The following is a 16,885-nucleotide window of genomic DNA, read 5'->3' on the forward strand; positions in this document are numbered from 1 at the left end:
TCCGGGCGAAGCCGACCGCGTGGTCCAACGCACAGGGCCCGCGGCACACCGCACCGGCCGGAACGGGCAAAATAGCCTCCGTGAGTATTCAGGGAGCAACTGCAGTCGGTATCGCCAATGTGACCTCGGACGGGACCGTCCTCGATACCTGGTACCCCAGCCCCGCGCTGGGCGAGTTCACCGAGACCGGCTCCCAGCGCCTCGACGCCGCCGAGGCGCCCGAGTTCGCCGAGCTCCTCGGCGTGGACGCGGCCCGTGGGGTCGAGGTGATCGCGGTGCGCACCACCATCGCGGATCTGTCGGCCGCCCCGGTCGACGCGCACGAGGTCTACCTGCGCCTGCACCTGCTCTCGCACCGTCTGGTCCAGCCGCACGGCCTGAACCTCGACGGCCAGTTCGGCCTGCTCAGCAATGTCGTGTGGACCAACCACGGCCCGTGCGCGGTCGAGGGCTTCGAGCAGACCCGCCTGAAGCTGCGCGCCCGCGGCCCGGTGACGGTGCTCAGCGTCGACAAGTTCCCTCGCCTGGTCGACTACGTGATCCCCTCCGGCGTGCGCATCGGCGACGCCGACCGGGTCCGCCTCGGCGCGCACCTCGCCGCGGGCACCACCGTCATGCACGAGGGCTTCGTCAACTTCAACGCGGGCACCCTCGGCAACTCGATGGTCGAAGGTCGCATCTCGGCGGGTGTCGTGGTCGGCGACGGTTCCGATGTGGGCGGCGGCGCTTCCATCATGGGCACCCTGTCCGGCGGCGGCACCCAGGTCATCTCGGTCGGCGAGCGTTCGCTGCTCGGCGCCAACGCGGGCGTGGGCATCTCCCTCGGCAACGACTGCGTGATCGAGGCGGGCCTCTACGTCACCGCGGGCACCAAGGTCACCGGACCCGACGGCACCGTCGTCAAGGCCGCGAGCCTGTCCGGTCAGGACAACCTGCTGTTCCGTCGCAATTCCATCACCGGCACCGTCGAGGTCGTCGGGCGCAAGGGCACCGGCGTGGAACTGAACGCCGCATTGCACGCCAACGATTGACCGGTCGAATTGCCGGGCCGAACGGCCCGGCAATTCTTCTCACCAGTCACAATTCAGCAAATATTGCGGTTTCATGAAGATGAACCCAAATGTGCGACAAGCGAATTCGCGCGCTAACCTTCGTTTCGCTGCTCCGATCAGGACAGCGAAAAAGCGGAGGGATTCAAGAATGAAGTTCGGAAAGATCACTACTGCTGTTTTCATGGCGGTCGCCGCGGTGGGGATTACCGCTGCCACTGCCAACGGTGCGCCCGCGGTGGCCACCGAACAGCCCGCTGTAGTGGCTTCGGGGGGCGTGACTTCTGGCGTGACGCACGGAATCAACTATCAGACCACGGTGTCCCCGGCTGACAAGACGGTCACCTGGGCAGTCGACAACGGCAAGTTCGCGGTCGCCGCCGACGGCGCCTCGGTGCTGCTCGAGACCGCCGACGGCGTGATCGTCGACCAGGCGCCGCTGCGCTCCGAGGTCGCCGGCCTCCCGATCGCCGTGACCCCGCAGATCAGCGAGGACGGCCGCACCGTCAAGCTGACCTCCACCATGGCACCCGAGGATTCCGCGAAGCTGAGCAGCATCGCGGAACTGAAGGACATCAGCTCCTACGATCGGCTCGTCGAGCAGGTCAACAAGAACCTGCCCGGCGTCGTCATCGGCGGCGTCATCGGCGCGTTCTTCCCGTTCCTGTGGCTGTTCACCATCCCGGCCGGAATGGTCATCGGCGGCTACCTGATGGGCGGCCAGGAATTCCTGGATGCCGTGATCGCCTTCGCGACCGGTCAGCCCTGATCTGACATCGCGATAGGGAAAGGCCTCGTACTTCTGCGGAGTACGGGGCCTTTCCGCTGTGGTGGGGATCACCGTCACAAACAAGCGCCTGCCCGCATCCCATGGTCGAACACCTCAGTTCCCATGGCAGGAGGCACAGATGGACATCGTGGTTATCGGAGCGGGCTACGCAGGGACTGTCGCGGCGAATCGACTGAACAAGAAGGTTCCCGACGCGCGGATCACTGTGGTCAATCCGCGGGGCGACTTCATCGAGCGGGTGCGGTTGCACGAGCAGATCGCGGGCAGCGGCGCCGCGGCCCGGCCGCTCGCCGAGATGCTCAGGGAAGCGATCACGGTCGAGACCGCGAGCGTGGACAAGATCGGCGACGGCACTGTCGCCCTCGACAACGGCCGGAGCCTGAACTTCGACCACGCGATCCTCGCGGCGGGCAGCATCGCGAACCCACTGCCCGGCGCGATCGCGGTCGGTACGTGGGAAGGCGCCGAACAGGCGCGCATCGCGCTCGCGGCGCTGCCCGCCGGCGGGATCGTCACGGTGATCGGTGGTGGGCTGACCGGGATCGAGACCACGGCCGAGATCGCCGAAGCCCGTCCCGACCTGCGCGTACGACTGGTGAGCGACACGGTCGCCGACTGGCTCTCCGTCGGCGCGCAGCGGCATATCAGGAACACGCTGACCCGATTGAACGTGGAGATCGTGGCCGATCGGGTCGCCGAGATCGATGCGACGACCCTGCGCCTGCGTTCGGGCACCGAACTCGATTCCGATCTCACCCTCTGGGCGATCATCTCCGCGGTACCCCAACTGGCCGCTCGCAGCGGACTCGCGGTGGACATCGACGGCCGCGCCCTGGTCGACGCCGACCTGCGCAGCGTCACCGATCCTCGCGTCTTCGTCGTCGGCGACTGCGCGGCTGTGCCCGGCATGCGCATGTCCTGCGCCACTGCCGCTCCCCAGGGCGCACACGCGGCCGATACGCTGGCCAGGATGAGCAAAGGACGGGAGCCGCGGCCGTTTTCGCTGGGCTACAGCGGCCAGGGAATGAGCCTGGGCAGGCATGACGGGCTGGTGCAGGCGACCGACCGCAACGACATCGCCCAGCGGTTGTACCTCGGCGGATCCCTCGCCTCGTTCACCAAGGAACGCATCAGCCGCTATGCCGCCTACGCCTCGCGCACCGGCAACAGCGTGTGGCTCAGCGGCCCGAAACGGTGATCCAGGCACACGTCGACACCTTCACCGAGAACCGGCGGCTGCTGTTCTCGATCGCCTACGAGATCCTCGGCTCGGTCGTCGACACCGAGGACGTCCTGCACGACAGCTACCTGCGCTGGCGCGAGGTCGACCTCGCGCTGATCGAGAACCCGCGCGCCTACCTCGCGCAGATCGTCACGCGGCAGGCGCTCGGGGTGCTGCGGTCCACCGCGCGCAGGCGTGAGGACTACATCGGTCCGTGGCTGCCCGAACCACTGGCCACCGAGGCCGACGGCGGGGTCGAGCACGTGCTCACCGGCGAGGCGGTGACCACCGCGATGCTGCTCGTGCTGGAAACGCTCACGCCGGTGCAGCGGGCGGTGTTCGTGCTGCGTGAGGTATTCGCGTTCGACTATCCGGAGATCGCGGCGGCGGTGGACAAATCCGAAGCCGCTGTGCGGCAACTGAACCAGCGCGCCCGCAACCGGGTGCACGCCGCGCGCCACACCGCCGTCGCCACTCCCGCCGAGGCCCAGTCGGTGGTGGAGAAGTTCTCGATCGCGGCCGCCACCGGCAATGTGCAAGCACTGATGGACGTGCTCGCTCCCGAGGTGGTGTTCCTCGGTGACGGCGGCGGCGTGGTGAACGCGGTACGCAGGCCGGTACGCGGCCAGGACAAGGTGGCCAGGCTCGTCATCGGCTTGCTCGCCAAGGGTCAGCGGCTCGGCGTGCTCGGCGCGCACCTGGGCATCTACAACGCGATGCCCACGATCCTGGCGACCGTCGACGGCGTGCTCGATCAGGTGACGTCCGTCGAGGTCACCGATGGCCGGGTCACTGCGATCTACTCCATGCGCAACCCCGAAAAGCTCAGTGCTGTGCGGATTCCGGAATGAGGCCGAAGGCGATGATCCGCTCGGGGTGGATCCGGATGAGCGCGTCGGGCTGATCACCGATATAGGACTCGACGCCGGTCAGCGCCTCGGCGGCGCCCCGGATCTCGAGGCAGCGCACCCGCCACGGCCGCACCGAGGCGATGTCGTCGACGACGAAGGCCACCTGGGCGTTGTCGGCGAGATTGCGGAACTTCTTGGAGGCGGCCATGTTCCAGCCCGCGATGTCGATGGTGCCGAGTTCGGCGTTGTAGCGGAAGCCGACCGGGTTGTTCTGCGGGGTGCCGTCGGGGCGGACCGTCGCCAACCGCCCGAGCTGCTGGGTCGACAGGTAAGCGAGGTGTTCCGGTGTCAGCGTTGTGCTCATGCCTCGACGCTAAAACCTCGAGCGCTGTAGAGGTCAAGGGATCGCCGCGCACCGCCGCTCGACCTCGCGCCGTCCACGCGCTTCGCTGCCATTTATACGGCGCCGTATAACTGGAGGTTCGGCATGACACTTCCCCCTGGTCAACGCGCGATCGACGGCTTTCCCCGCTTCGGCACCCACCTGCATCACCCACCGCCGCCGATTCCCGCGAACCCGGTGATCGAGGTCGGTGGCGAGCTGACCCAACCGTTCGCTCTCGCCATGACCGACCTCGCCCAGCTACCGCGCGTGGAGGTGAAGGCCGACTTCCACTGCGTGGCCGGGTGGTCTGCTACCGACCTGCGCTGGGAGGGCATCCCGTTCGCGGCGTTCTACCGCACGCGCGTCGAACCGATTCTCGCGCCGGGCATTTCGATCAGTCACGTCGTTTTCGAAGGTCTCGACGGGTTCCAGTCGATCGCGTTGCTCGAGGACGCGCTGGCCGATGACGTGCTCATCGCCGATCGGCTCGACGGACAGCCGCTCACGAGCGATCACGGCGCTCCGATTCGGCTGGTGAGTCGGGACGCATTGCTCGGCCGGTCTACCACGCGTCGATCGGACCGATCCGGCGAATGAGCGCTCGCGGGAGCACCGAACGGACCGAGTGAATCTCAGTCCAGCAGCTTCTTCTGCACCTTGCCCATCGCGTTGCGCGGGAGCGCGTCGACGAAGCGGACCTCACGCGGGCGCTTGTGCGCCGAAAGCTGTTCGCCCACATAGGCGGTCAGCTCGACACCGAGCGCGTCGGAACTCCCGTCACGCGCGACGACGAAGGCCACGATCCGCTGCCCGAGATCGTCATCGGGCAGCCCGACCACGGCGACCTCGCCGACCGCCGGATGCCCGAGCAGCGCGGTCTCGATCTCCCCCGCGCCGATCCGGTAGCCGCCGGATTTGATGAGATCGATCGACTCGCGCCCGACGATCCGATGGAACCCGTCGGCATCGATGACAGCCACGTCACCGGTGCGGAACCAGCCGTCCTCGGTCCAGTCCCGCGCGGTGGCCTCCGGCCGATTCAGATACCCGTCGAACAGCATCGGTCCACGAACCTGCAGGCCACCGATACTCACACCGTCATGCGGAACGGGCTCGCCGCCTTCGTCCCGCAGCCTCGTTTCCACCCCTCGCACCGGTGTGCCGACCCAGCCGGGCCTGCGCTCACCGTCGGCCCGGGTGGACAGCGTGATCATGGTTTCGCTCATCCCGTACCGCTCCACCGGCGCCTGCCCGGTGAGCTCGGCCAGCTTCTCGAACACCGGCACCGGCAGCGGCGCACTGCCCGAGACGAGCAGCCGCGCCTTACCCAATTCCTTGGCCAGTTCGGGCTTCTCGACCACGCGCGACCACACCGTCGGCACGCCGAAGTACAGACTGCCGCCCGCCGCCACGTACGCCTCGGGCGTCGGCTTGCCGGTGTGGATCACGGGACTACCGATGCGCAGCGGCCCGAGCAGCCCGAGGATCAGCCCGTGCACGTGGAACAGCGGAAGCCCGTGCACCAGTGTGTCTTTCCACGTCCATGCCCACGCCTCGGCCAGCGCGTCGAGCCCGGCGGCGATCGCGCCGCGGCTGAGCATCACACCCTTGGGCGCCCCGGTGGTTCCCGAGGTGTAGAGGATGAACGCGATCGCCGCCGGATCGGGTTCGGGATAGGTATGCCACGACCGCGCGTGCAGCCGCACCGGCACCACCGGCAGTTCCGTGCCCTCCGGGGCCGGACCCAGCCAGGCTTGCGCACCCGAATCGCGCAGAATGTGCTCGCGCTCGGCGACGCCGGAGTCCGGCGGCACCGGAACCACGGTGACACCGGCGATCAGGCAACCGACCACGGCGATCACGGTGCGCAGGGTCGGTTCGGCCAGCACCGCGACGCGGTCGGCACGAGCGATCCGTTCCGCCACCGATGTTGCCGAACCCAGCAGATCACTGCGCGACACGGTGGCATCATCGATGGTGACGGCGTCGGGAATGTCATCCCCGGCGGCGACGGCGGCCGGATTCAACGAAGCGAGCAGCAGCGGCGGACCATAGGGCATCCGTCAACGCTAACGCGACGAGGTTCCGCCCGTACCGCCGCCGCTGTCGTTGACACCCCGGTGACATGATGCGAGATTCAACGTATAATTCTCTCACGCTCTCTTCGACGAAAACGGGGTCAACGATGACCATCCAGTCGCGCTCGCGTTCGCAGCAATCCGAACCGGCACAATTCGACATCCGCGACTACGTCGACGGCTCCGCTGCCTTCTACGGCGCGACCGCCAATGTGATCATGCAGCTCAGCCTGGCACCCGTGGGCCACGGCGTCGCCGAATCGACGGTGCACAGCGGCAGCATCATGAGGCACCCGATCAAGCGCACCCGAACCACGCTCACCTATCTGTCGGTCGCGCTGATGGGCACCGACGCCGACCGCGCGGCCTACCGCACCGCCGTCAACGGCGCGCACCGCCAGGTCCACTCCACCGCCGACAGCCCCGTGAAGTACAACGCCTTCGACAAGAACCTGCAGCTGTGGGTGGCCGCGTGTCTGTACTGGGGCTCGGTCGACGTGATAGATCGTCTCTACGGCCCCGTCGACGATGTCATCGCCGACACCTTCTACGACTACGCCCACTACCTCGGCACCACCCTCCAGGTACCCCGCGAGATGTGGCCCGCCGACCGCGCCGCCTTCGATGCCTACTGGTCCGAGCATCTGAAGCTCACCAGCGTCGACGCCACGGTCAAGGCCTACTTCGACGACCTGCTCGACCTGAAGATGCTCCACCCGATCCTGCGCCCACCTTTCGCCGGCTTCCACCGCTGGTTCACCACCGGCCTGCTACCCCAACACCTCCGAGACGAACTCGGCCTGTCGTGGAGCCCTGCCGACGAACGCAAACTCAACCGCCTGATGCGCACCACCGGCAACGTGACGGGCCGCCTGCCGCGCCCCCTCCGCAACTTCCCCTTCAATGTCACCCTCGCCGACATGCGCCGTCGGCACCGGCGCGGCAAGCCCCTGATCTGATCGGTAGTACCGCGCGCCTCCCACGCTGACCTGCGGCGTTCGAATTTCATTCCCCACGATCGCAACGCCGTCGCGCGGAATCGGAGGACGTTCGTGAGCATTCGAACAGTGACGTGGTGTGCGGCGGCGGTCGCCGTCGGCCTCATGGTGGCCGCGCCCGCCGCCCGCGCCGACGAGGACCCGTCGACGGTGCCGTCGCGAACCGCCATGTCGCTGCGGATGCCGGGCGGATTCGCCTGGGGCACAGCCAACGAGCACGAATCGCGGGCGGCGCTGTCGATGTCCAAGCTCTACATCGCCGATTACGCGCTACGCCACGGCGACGGTTCGCCGGAGGACCGCGCGCTGTCGGAACGGATGATCCGTGACTCCGACGCCGGTTCGCCGATCTTCGAGTGGATGGCGGGTGCGAGCAATACCGCCGCCGACGGCACTCCCCAGAACTGGGGCACCGCCCAACTCCCCGGCGTGCAGGGCAGCAAGTGGGGATGGTCGGATGTAGGCGCTCCCGAGGTGGCTTCCGCATCCATCGGGCCCGGCTTCTCGGTCGCCGCGCACACCTACGGCGCGTCGGCCGACCAGTCCGCCGACGTGCTCGACGCCCTGCCCGCGCTGATCCTTCGCCTGGCTGGGGCGTACTGATCAGAAGGGTGCTTGCTGCCACCAGTTATCGCGGGTGTCCTCACCGGTATCCGTCGGCAGCTTTTCACGGCCGAATGACGCCCCAGCTGAAACGGCCGACCTACTCGCGATACGGGCGGCTTCCCCGGTAGGGGGCGGCGGGGAACTGCCTGGGCCCTGCGACGCGGAACCCACACCGACCAAGGCCGCTGTCGCCGCGCGCGAATTCCTCGCAGCTGTCGAATCTTTCGTCCGGCGCCTTCGCCATGGCCTTGGCGATGACCGCGTCGATTCCAGGCGGCAGGTCGCCGACCACCGCGGACGCGCGAGGTACCGGCTTGGTCAGGTGGGCGGCGACCACCGCGCCGAGATTGTCGGCGGAAAAGGGACTTTCGCCGGTGAGAAGGGTGAACAACGTGCAGCCGAGCGAGTACTGGTCGGAGCGGTGATCGACCGGTTCACCCGAGAGTTGTTCGGGGGACGCGTAGGCCAGGGTCGCGAAGACCGTGCCGGCGCCGAACTCCACCCCGTGCATCCGTTGTCCCTCGACACTGTCCCCTTGTGCTCCACACGATATCGGCAAGCGCGCCGAGATCGCGTTCAGGACAGGCGGGCGGCCGCTTCGGCGATGCGCTCGTCGGTGGCGGTCAGCGCGATACGCACGTGTTCGGGCGAACGGGGACCGTAGAAATCGCCGGGGGCGGCGAGGATTCCGCGTTCGGCGAGCCAGTCGAGGGTCACGCGGCAGGGTTCGCCGCGGGTGGCCCACAGGTACAGCCCGGCTTCGGAGAAGTCGATGCGGAAACCCGCCTGCAGCAAAGCGCTTCGCAGGATTTCGCGGCGGGCGCGGTAACGCTCGCGCTGCTCGGCCTCGTGCACGTCGTCGCTGAGCGCGGCGGTCATCGCGGCCTGGATCGGGAACGGCATGATCATGCCGGAGTGCTTGCGCACCTCGAGCAGTTCGGCCACCAGTTCCGGGTCACCGGCGATGAAACCGGCGCGGTAGCTGGCCAGGTTCGAGGTCTTCGACAGGGAATGGATGGCCAGCAGGCCGGTGTGGTCGCCGTCGCAGACGCGCGGGTCGAGGATCGACACCGCCTCGCCCTCCCAGGTCAGGCCCAGGTAGCACTCGTCGGAGGCGACGATCGCGCCGCGCTCGCGGGCGAACGCCACCACCTTGCGCAGGTGCTCGACGGGCAGCACCTTGCCGGTGGGGTTCGAGGGTGAGTTCACGAAGATCAGCGCCGGGTTCTGCGGGCCGATCTGGGTGAGACCGTCTGCGCGCCAAGGCTTCGCGCCCGCCAGCAGCACGCCGACCTCGTAGGTCGGGTAGGCGATCTCGGGGATTACCACCAGATCGGCGGAGCCGATGCCGAGCAGCCGAGGCAGCCCGGCGATGAGCTCCTTCGTGCCGAGCACCGGCAGCACCGCCGCAGGGTCGACGCCGGTGACGCCGAACCTGCGCGCGAACGCCGCGACGACGGCGGAGCGAAGCTCAGGGGTGCCGTGCGTGGTCGGATAGCCGGGAACAGCCGCCACCGAACCCAGTGCCGCCCGGATCAGCGGATCGACCGGGTCCACCGGTGTCCCCACGGACAGGTCGACGAGTCCACCCGGATGGGTGGACGCCTTCTGCTTGACCGCCGCGATGGTGTCCCACGGGAAATCAGGCAGCAGGCTGCTCACACGCCCACGGGTGGGCGCCCCTGTGCTCACTCTTCGGCCATCGGGGGCAGCGCCTTGATGAAGGCGGGGTCGAAATCGACCACACCGACCTTGGTCGCGCCACCGGGGGATCCCAGTTCGTTGAAGAAGTCGACGTTGGCGTTGATGTAACCGCTCCACTGGTCCGGAGTGTCGTCCTCGTAGAAGATCGCTTCCACGGGGCAGACCGGCTCACACGCACCACAGTCCACGCACTCGTCGGGTTGGATGTAGAGCATGCGACCGCCCTCGTAGATGCAATCCACGGGGCATTCCTCGATGCACGCCTTGTCCTTCACGTCAACGCACGGTTCAGCGATGATGTACGGCACTGCCGTTCTCCTAGTCTGTCCTCACCTGCGGGGTTACTCCGCCCACGAAACCCTATCCCGACCGCCCACATTACTCCCAGGTCAGCCTGCCCTAACTCACTCTGGCAATCATCCGATAGCCAAGGGCAGTGGTGTCGGTTTGGCTTCCACCTGTCCGTAGGTGGTGGTGCGTTCGCGGACCGGACGGTCGATGCCCGCCGCGATCTCGGTCAGCTCGGCGACGGTTTTCGCCGAGCCGTGCTGGGAGCCGGCCATCCGGGAGATGGTCTCCTCCATCAAGGTGCCACCCAGATCGTTGGCGCCGCCGGTGAGCATGGCCTGAGTACCGAGGGTACCCAGTTTCACCCAGCTGGTCTGAATGTTGTGGATGCGGCCGTGCAGCATGATCCTGGCCAGGGCGTGGACCGCGCGGTTGTCCCGGTTGGTCGGCCCCGGCCTGGCCGCGCCCGCGAGGTACAGCGGCGCGCTCTGGTGGACGAACGGCAGCGGGACGAACTCGGTAAAGCCGCCCGTCTCGTCCTGGATGCCGCGCAGCACCCGCAGGTGGCCGACCCAGTGCGTCGGGTTGTCCACGTGGCCGTACATCATCGTCGAGCTGGAGGGGATGCCCAGTTTGTGGGCGGTGGTGACGACCTCGATCCAGGCGGAGGTGGGGAGTTTGCCCTTGGTGAGCACCCAGCGGACCTCGTCGTCGAGGATTTCGGCGGCCGTTCCGGGGATCGAGCCCAATCCGGCCTCCTTCAGCGCCGACAGCCAGTCGTGGATGCTCTGGCCGCCACGGGAGGCGCCGTTGACGATCTCCATCGGACTGAACGCGTGAACGTGCATCGACGGGACGCGGGCCTTGATGGCGCGGACCAGATCGGCGTAGCCGGTGACGGGGAGCTCGGGGTCGATGCCGCCCTGCATGCAGATCTCGGTGGCGCCGTCGACGTGTGCCTCCCACGCCCGATCGGCGACCTCGTCGGTGCTGAGCGTGAAGGCGTCGGCATCGCCCTTGCGCTGGGCGAAGGCGCAGAATCGGCAACCGGTGTAGCAGATATTGGTGAAGTTGATATTGCGGTTGACGACATAGGTGACCTCGTCACCGGAGACCTCGCGGCGCAGCGAATCGGCCAGTGCCGCAACGGCTTCCATATTGGCGCCGTCGGCCGTCGCCAATGCGAGGTACTGGTCGTCGGTGAGCCCCGCCGGGTCCTTCTCGGCCGCGCGCAGGGCATCGAGTACCTCGGAATCGAGGCGCTCTGGCGCCACGACGGCCAGGTCGCGAGCGTGTTCGCGGATCGTCTCCCAGTCGCCGAACGCGCCGACGACTTCCTGACCGAGCCCGGAATCGCTGCGACTGTCGGTATTGCGGCCCTCGGTGTCGATGGCGGTGTTCAGGTCGACACGGCCGACCGAATCCCACGACTCGTCCGGCTCCTGCCACGGCAGGCCGACCGGCAGCACATCCGGCCTGGCCAGCCCGGTCGCGGGGTCGGTGAGCGCGTCGACATGCGCGCCGATCCGCGGGTCGATCCACGGGTGTCCCGCGCGAACGTATTTCGGGTGCGCGGAGGTGCGTTCGACGAGGGTGAACCCGGCCGCCTCGGTGATCTCGCGCAGGGTGTCCAGGTTCGGCCACGGCCGTTCGGGGTTCACATGGTCGACCGTCACCGGCGACACCCCGCCCCAGTCGTCGATGCCCGCGTCGATCAGGGCCAGGCAATCGCTGTGCGACACCAGGTTCGGCGGCGCCTGCACCGGAACATCGGGTCCGAGCAGCAATCTCGTCACCGCCACGGTGGCCAGGAACTCCGCCACGCCCGCGTCGGGGACGTCGCGCATGGCGGTGTCGTCCTTGGCCCGGAAGTTCTGCACGATCACTTCCTGGATGTGCCCGAACTCTCTGTGCTGCTGACGAATCGCCATGATCGACTCGGCGCGCTCGGTGAGATTCTCGCCGATGCCGACCAGGATGCCGGTGGTGTAGGGCACCGAGAGCCTGCCCGCGTCGGTGATCGAGCGCAGCCGGACCGCGGGATCCTTGTCGGGGCTGCCGTAATGGCACTCGCCCTTGTCGGTGAACAGCCTGGTGGCGGTGGTCTCGAGCATCATGCCCATGGACTGGGCCACGGGCTTGAGGCGGGAGATCTCGTTCCAGCTCATCACCCCGGGATTCAGGTGCGGCAGCAGGCCGGTCTCCTCGAGCACGAGGATGGAGACGGCGCGCAGGTAGTCGAGGGTGGAGTCGTAGCCGCGTTCGTCGAGCCACTGCGCCGCCTCCGGCCAGCGGTCCTCCGGCCGGTCGCCCAGGGTGAACAGCGCTTCCTTGCACCCCAGCGCGGCGCCCTGGCGGGCGATCTCGAGGACCTCGTCGGGTTCGAGGAACATGCCCTTGCCCTCGGCGCGCAGCTTGCCGGGCACGGTGACGAACGTGCAGTAGTGACACTTGTCCCGGCACAGCTTGGTGAGGGGGATGAACACATTGCGCGAATAGCTGATCGTGCGTGGGCGACCCGCCGATTCGAGCCCGGCATCGCGGACCCTGGCGGCGCTCGCGCACAGGTCGACGAGGTCGTCGCCGGTGGCATGCAGCAGGACGGTGGCCTCGTCGACGTTCAACGTGACGCCGTCGCGGGCTCGGCGCAGGGCCCGTCGCATGGCGGTGGGACTCGGCGGCGACATCGGAACGCTCGGCTTCGGAAGGTCGGTCACCCCGTCGATCATGCGCTACTTCTTCCCCGGACGTGTGGTCGGTGAGGTCACGGGCCCGTGGCGGGCGCGGCGTGGTCGTCCTTGTCCGACGACAACCTCCCCCGTGACCGCGCGTATTCCCGACGGGGTGAACTCGTCGCACGCGCATGGAACCATGGGCAGCATGTCGCTGCCACGCTCCACCATCCTGGCCGAACCGGCCTGGCGTCCGAGTTCCAAGGCCAAGCTGCTGTGGGCGTTGGAGAACGCGATCGGGGTGGTGGTGCTGTTCGTGGTACTCGTGGTGTGGGCGGTGTTGGACGATGACCATCGTGGCTGGCAGGTGCTGGCCGGGTTGGCGATCGTGGTGCTCGCGGTGCTGGCCGTTGTGGTGATTCCGGTGTGGCGATACGCGGTGCATCGCTGGGAGGTCACCGATGACGCCGTGTACACGCGGGTGGGGTGGCTGGCTCAGGAATCGCGGGTCGCGCCGATCTCGCGGGTACAGACCGTCGATACCGAGCGTGGGCCGCTGGAACGGATCCTCGGGCTGGCGACTGTCACCGTCACCACCGCGTCGTCGGCGGGTGCGGTGAAGATCAGCGCGCTGGACCTGCCGGTCGCCGAGGAGACGGTGCTGCGGCTGACCGCCATCGCCGCACAGCACCGCGGCGACGCGACATGACCGCACCCGCGCGCACCGAGACCGACTGGCAGCGCCTGGATCCGCGCATGCTGCTGGTGTATCCGGTCAACGAGGTCATGAAATACATTCCGGTGCTGCTCGGTTCGATCATCGTCGGCACCACCAGCGGCAATCCGCTGTGGAGTTTGATTCCGGTCACGCTCGTCGCGGCGTTCGGCATCGCGCGGTGGTTCACCACCTCGTATCGGATCGATGCCGATCACGTGCAGTTGCGCAGCGGAATCGTGCAGCGCCGGACGCTGTCGGTGCCTCGCTCGCGGATTCGGTCGGTGGATGTGGAAGCCGATCTGCTGCACCGGGTGCTCGGGCTGGCGGTACTGGCCATCGGAACCGGCAAGCAGACCGACAAGGGCGAGGAATTCAAGCTCGACGCGCTCGACACCAGTCAGATCCCGGCGTTGCGGGCCGAGTTACTCGCGCACACCGGTCGACAGACACCCGGGCACAGCGAGAGCGCCGGGGCGCCGCATGTTTCGCACCACGATGCCCTCACCGACTCCGGAGTGGAGATCGGGCACTGGCAGGCGGCGTGGGTGCGGTACGCACCGTTGTCGCTGACCGGTCTGGCCGTAGTCGCGCCGATCGCGGGAATCGGCGCGCAGTACGGACTCATCGACGTGCTGTCGAAAAGCGCTGTCGTGCAACATCTCGACGACGACACCGCGATGATCGTCGTCATCGTCATCACCGGGTTGACCCTGCTGACGGTGCTGCTGGTGAGCCTGGCCGGGTGCGCCCACTACCTCGCCACCTGGTTCGGCCTGCGCGTGCTCGACAACGGCGCCACCCTGCACCTGCGCCACGGCCTGTTCACCACCCGTCAGATCACCTTGGACCTGGCTCGCTTCCGCGGCGCCACGCTCAACGAACCGCTCCTGCTGCGCGCGGCCAACGCCGCTCAGCTCGAAATGATCATGACCGGCGAGAACCCGCGGCAGAAGATCCTTCCCCAGGCCCCACGCGCCGCCGTCGAACGCACTCTCGACGAACTACTCCGCACCCGCCGACACCCGCGCGCAGACGCGTCGACCGCCCAGGAACCGGACTCGGCCTTGGCAGCCCGCGACGACACCGAACGCCCGGTCGCGACCTCCCTCGACAAAGTCGCCTCGACGGCCGTACTCACGGATTCGCCCGCACCGCAACCGATCACCGGTTCCGCCCTCGGCACCGTCGAGCTACGACGCCACGGACCCGCCGCACATCGTCGCCGCTACACCCGCGCCGCGTGGCCGGTCGGCATCGTTGCCGTCGTCCTGCTCGCCATCACGCTCGCGGGTGGGCATCCACCGGTGTGGACCTGGCCCTTCCCGGTGCTGCTCGCCGTCGTCATGGCCCTGCTCGCCGAGGACCGCTACCGCGGCTTGGGCCACCGCGTACTCCCCGGCACCATCGGCCCGACCTGGCTGATCACCCGCAGCGGCAGCCTCGATCGCAATCGGGACTGTCTCGAAGCTCCCGGAATAATCGGATGGACTGTGCGGCAGACCTTCTGGCAGCGCCGCGCGGGACTCGCCACTGTCGTCGCGGCCACCGCGGCGGGCAAGAAGTCCTACTCGGTGGTCGACATCCCGATCGATCAGGCCGCCGACCTGATCGAGGCAGTGACCCCGGGCCGACTCGGTAAACGCTGAAATGGCCGGGCGCCCTTGGACTCCCGGCCATTCCGCGTCGACAGCCTAGGCGTTCACCGGCTCCTTCGCCAATTCGGATTCGCCCACAGGCGTTTTCGCGTCAGGCGTCGACACCGCGGCGGCCGGCGAGCACGCGGGTATCGGCTCCGTGCTCGACGACACGATCCGGCAAGCCCGGCGACGAGCGTTTCCGCGCTCTCCGCACATTGTGCGGTCACGCCGAACAGTGTTCAGCCGGGGCTATGCTGTGCCGATCGGCGAAGTCGAAGAACGCGAGGAGGCAGCGGATGGCGAGCACCGGCTCGACGGAGATCACCTCGGTGTGGACCAAGCCCGCGCGCGAACGGCGCGACCAACCCACACTGACCCGCGACCAGATCGTCGCCGAGGCCATCGCCCTGCTCGACGCCGAAGGCTTCGACGCGTTGAGCATGCGCAAGCTCGGCGCCCGCCTCGGCGCGGGTGCGACCTCGCTGTACACCCACGTGGCGAACAAGGACGAACTGCTCGAACTCGTCGTCGACCAGGTCATCGGTGAGGTGCCGACACCGACGCCCGATCCCGAGCGCTGGCGAGCGGTGATGCACGAGCAGGCCGACGGCTTGCGCGCGACAATCCTGGCCCATCCGTGGATCACCGTGGTGCTGAGCAGCGCGGCGCTGACCTATCTCGGGCCCAACATGATGCGGCTGACCGACTCGATGGTCGCCATCGTGGAAGCCGGGGGCTTCGACGACGAGGTGGTCGATATCGCGACCGACGCGATCTTCCAGCTCGTTGTCGGCTCGTGCGGTAGCGAGGCCGCGATGATGATGACGATCGCGCGCAGCGGCCTGTCGACGCGGCAGTGGGTGGACCGGGTGATGGTGGCGAGCGAGGCCGCGTCGCAGCAGTATCCGCGCCTGCACCGGCGCTATGTCGAGCAGCGCCCGCAGGTCGTCGAGGAGGCCGCCGACGGGGTGCTCAGCCGGTTCACCCAGGCCATCGACCTGATCCTGGACGGCGCGCAGACCCGCCACGCCCGATAGCAGCGCGGGCGACGCCGACACGGCGTAGCGTTCGGTTCGATCGCCGTGCCGCTGACGCTAGGGGTGATTCGTGCAGTTCACCGAGGTTATCGAGACCGCGGGCCAGGTGCTCGACGGGGCCGGGGTCGCGGCCATCGTCATCGGCGGGTTCATCGGCACGGTCCGGTTCCTGCGGCAGTTGGCAGAGCACAAGGAGTTCGAGCGCGCCTACAACACCTATCGGCGCGGGCTCGGCCGGGCGATCCTGCTCGGACTGGAATTCCTGGTAGCGGCCGACATCATCCGCACGGTCGCCATCTCACCGACTTTCACCAGCGTCGGCGTGCTCGCGTTGATCGTGCTGGTGCGGACGTTCCTCAGCTACTCGCTCGAACTCGAACTGACCGGGCAATGGCCGTGGCAGCGGCCGAAATCTACCGAATGACGTTCGAGCGGTAGTACAGGTAGCCCGCGGGGGCGAGCACACCGCAGGCGAACAACAGCAGGGTGCGCCAGTCGCTGCCGAGCATGATGTCGCCGCCGGGCCCGCGCGAGGCGCAGACCAGGAACCCGAAGACCCACACCACGATCGGGGCGAAGGTGAAGCCGACCCGGTCGGTCACCGATTCCATGCCGTAGACCAGGGCGATGTTGATCGGTGCGGCGAGCAAAGCCACCACCGGAAAGGCGAACGAGCCGATATAAGTGGGCAGGAACAGCACTTCGACGGCCAGGGTGATCAGCGCGTCGAGGAACAGCAGCACGACGATGAGTCCCGCGATCAACGGATCCGCCACGCCGGTAAGGCGCGAGGACCGCAGCACGGCGGTGGGCTGATCGCGATCGGTCACCATGGGCCTGAGTCTATTCG

18 protein-coding genes are annotated in these 16,885 nt (G+C 67.9%); 11 read left to right on the plus strand and 7 right to left on the minus strand.

The genetic code is table 11. The features are described 5' to 3' along the window. Positions 1-80: 80 nt before the first annotated feature. From dapD to sigJ, 4 genes are all read left to right on the plus strand, one after another. Positions 81-1,031: a 2,3,4,5-tetrahydropyridine-2,6-dicarboxylate N-succinyltransferase gene (gene dapD, locus NS1_RS32210; RefSeq protein ID WP_062990616.1), complete on the plus strand. Its 951-nt coding sequence runs from the start codon at positions 81-83 to the stop codon at positions 1,029-1,031. 169 nt (positions 1,032-1,200) lie between these two features. Continuing rightward, on the plus strand, positions 1,201-1,818 hold the full coding sequence (locus NS1_RS32215) for a DUF8020 domain-containing protein (protein WP_062990618.1): 618 nt from the start codon (positions 1,201-1,203) through the stop codon (positions 1,816-1,818). 139 nt (positions 1,819-1,957) lie between these two features. Further along, entirely contained in the window at positions 1,958-3,037 is a 1,080-nt protein-coding gene (locus NS1_RS32220; RefSeq protein ID WP_062990620.1) for an NAD(P)/FAD-dependent oxidoreductase, read from the plus strand. Next, positions 3,034-3,912: an RNA polymerase sigma factor SigJ gene (gene sigJ / locus NS1_RS32225; protein ID WP_084504692.1), complete on the plus strand. Its 879-nt coding sequence runs from the start codon at positions 3,034-3,036 to the stop codon at positions 3,910-3,912. The genes NS1_RS32220 and sigJ overlap by 4 nt, the downstream gene beginning before the upstream one ends. On the opposite strand, the gene NS1_RS32230 is transcribed toward sigJ, so the two are convergent. Further along, positions 3,887-4,276: a PPOX class F420-dependent oxidoreductase gene (locus NS1_RS32230; protein ID WP_062990622.1), complete on the minus strand. Its 390-nt coding sequence runs from the start codon at positions 4,274-4,276 to the stop codon at positions 3,887-3,889. The two genes, sigJ and NS1_RS32230, sit on opposite strands and share 26 nt — an antisense overlap. A 123-nt stretch (positions 4,277-4,399) precedes the next feature. Here NS1_RS32230 and NS1_RS32235 point away from each other — a divergent pair, with 123 nt between their 5' ends. Then, a complete protein-coding gene (locus tag NS1_RS32235) occupies positions 4,400-4,894 on the plus strand; it encodes a molybdopterin-dependent oxidoreductase (RefSeq protein WP_255284769.1) in 495 nt (164 codons plus the stop codon). Positions 4,895-4,929: 35 nt separating this feature from the next. On the opposite strand, the gene NS1_RS32240 is transcribed toward NS1_RS32235, so the two are convergent. After that, positions 4,930-6,357, minus strand: a complete 1,428-nt coding sequence (locus tag NS1_RS32240; RefSeq protein ID WP_062990624.1) for an acyl-CoA synthetase — start codon at positions 6,355-6,357, stop codon at positions 4,930-4,932. Positions 6,358-6,482: 125 nt separating this feature from the next. Here NS1_RS32240 and NS1_RS32245 point away from each other — a divergent pair, with 125 nt between their 5' ends. Beyond that, positions 6,483-7,334: an oxygenase MpaB family protein gene (locus tag NS1_RS32245; protein ID WP_062990626.1), complete on the plus strand. Its 852-nt coding sequence runs from the start codon at positions 6,483-6,485 to the stop codon at positions 7,332-7,334. Between the two features lie 93 nt (positions 7,335-7,427). Continuing rightward, positions 7,428-7,976 carry a hypothetical protein gene (locus NS1_RS32250; RefSeq protein ID WP_255284770.1) on the plus strand — a complete coding sequence of 183 codons (549 nt, stop codon included), beginning with the start codon at positions 7,428-7,430 and terminating at the stop codon, positions 7,974-7,976. A gap of 100 nt (positions 7,977-8,076) precedes the next feature. On the opposite strand, the gene NS1_RS32255 is transcribed toward NS1_RS32250, so the two are convergent. From NS1_RS32255 to NS1_RS32270, 4 genes are all read right to left on the minus strand, one after another. Further along, positions 8,077-8,481: a protein kinase domain-containing protein gene (locus tag NS1_RS32255; RefSeq protein ID WP_255284771.1), complete on the minus strand. Its 405-nt coding sequence runs from the start codon at positions 8,479-8,481 to the stop codon at positions 8,077-8,079. A gap of 74 nt (positions 8,482-8,555) precedes the next feature. Then, the gene (gene dapC, locus NS1_RS32260; RefSeq protein ID WP_062990630.1) at positions 8,556-9,641 is read right to left on the minus strand and encodes a succinyldiaminopimelate transaminase; all 1,086 of its coding nucleotides are present in this window, start codon (positions 9,639-9,641) and stop codon (positions 8,556-8,558) included. Between the two features lie 26 nt (positions 9,642-9,667). After that, positions 9,668-9,991 carry a ferredoxin gene (gene fdxA / locus NS1_RS32265; protein WP_056813450.1) on the minus strand — a complete coding sequence of 108 codons (324 nt, stop codon included), beginning with the start codon at positions 9,989-9,991 and terminating at the stop codon, positions 9,668-9,670. A 108-nt stretch (positions 9,992-10,099) separates the two neighbouring features. Next, positions 10,100-12,700, minus strand: coding sequence for a bifunctional FO biosynthesis protein CofGH (locus NS1_RS32270; protein ID WP_062990632.1), 2,601 nt, complete (start codon positions 12,698-12,700; stop codon positions 10,100-10,102). Positions 12,701-12,851: 151 nt separating this feature from the next. Here NS1_RS32270 and NS1_RS32275 point away from each other — a divergent pair, with 151 nt between their 5' ends. The 4 genes from NS1_RS32275 to NS1_RS32290 all read left to right on the plus strand — a co-directional run bounded on the left by NS1_RS32275 (position 12,852) and on the right by NS1_RS32290 (position 16,459). Further along, positions 12,852-13,352: a PH domain-containing protein gene (locus tag NS1_RS32275; RefSeq protein ID WP_062990681.1), complete on the plus strand. Its 501-nt coding sequence runs from the start codon at positions 12,852-12,854 to the stop codon at positions 13,350-13,352. Then, positions 13,349-15,007, plus strand: a complete 1,659-nt coding sequence (locus tag NS1_RS32280) for a PH domain-containing protein (RefSeq protein WP_062990634.1) — start codon at positions 13,349-13,351, stop codon at positions 15,005-15,007. The genes NS1_RS32275 and NS1_RS32280 overlap by 4 nt, the downstream gene beginning before the upstream one ends. 287 nt (positions 15,008-15,294) lie before the next feature. Beyond that, entirely contained in the window at positions 15,295-16,035 is a 741-nt protein-coding gene (locus tag NS1_RS32285) for a TetR/AcrR family transcriptional regulator (protein WP_062990636.1), read from the plus strand. Positions 16,036-16,105: 70 nt separating this feature from the next. Then, entirely contained in the window at positions 16,106-16,459 is a 354-nt protein-coding gene (locus tag NS1_RS32290; RefSeq protein WP_056813463.1) for a DUF1622 domain-containing protein, read from the plus strand. Here the strand turns inward: NS1_RS32290 and NS1_RS32295 are convergent. Further along, complete coding sequence (locus tag NS1_RS32295; protein ID WP_062990638.1) at positions 16,449-16,868, minus strand: hypothetical protein; 420 nt, start codon at positions 16,866-16,868, stop codon at positions 16,449-16,451. The two genes, NS1_RS32290 and NS1_RS32295, sit on opposite strands and share 11 nt — an antisense overlap. Positions 16,869-16,885 lie beyond the last annotated feature (17 nt).

This window comes from Nocardia salmonicida NBRC 13393 (assembly GCF_001613085.1).
Classification (GTDB): Bacteria; Actinomycetota; Actinomycetes; order Mycobacteriales; family Mycobacteriaceae; genus Nocardia; species Nocardia salmonicida.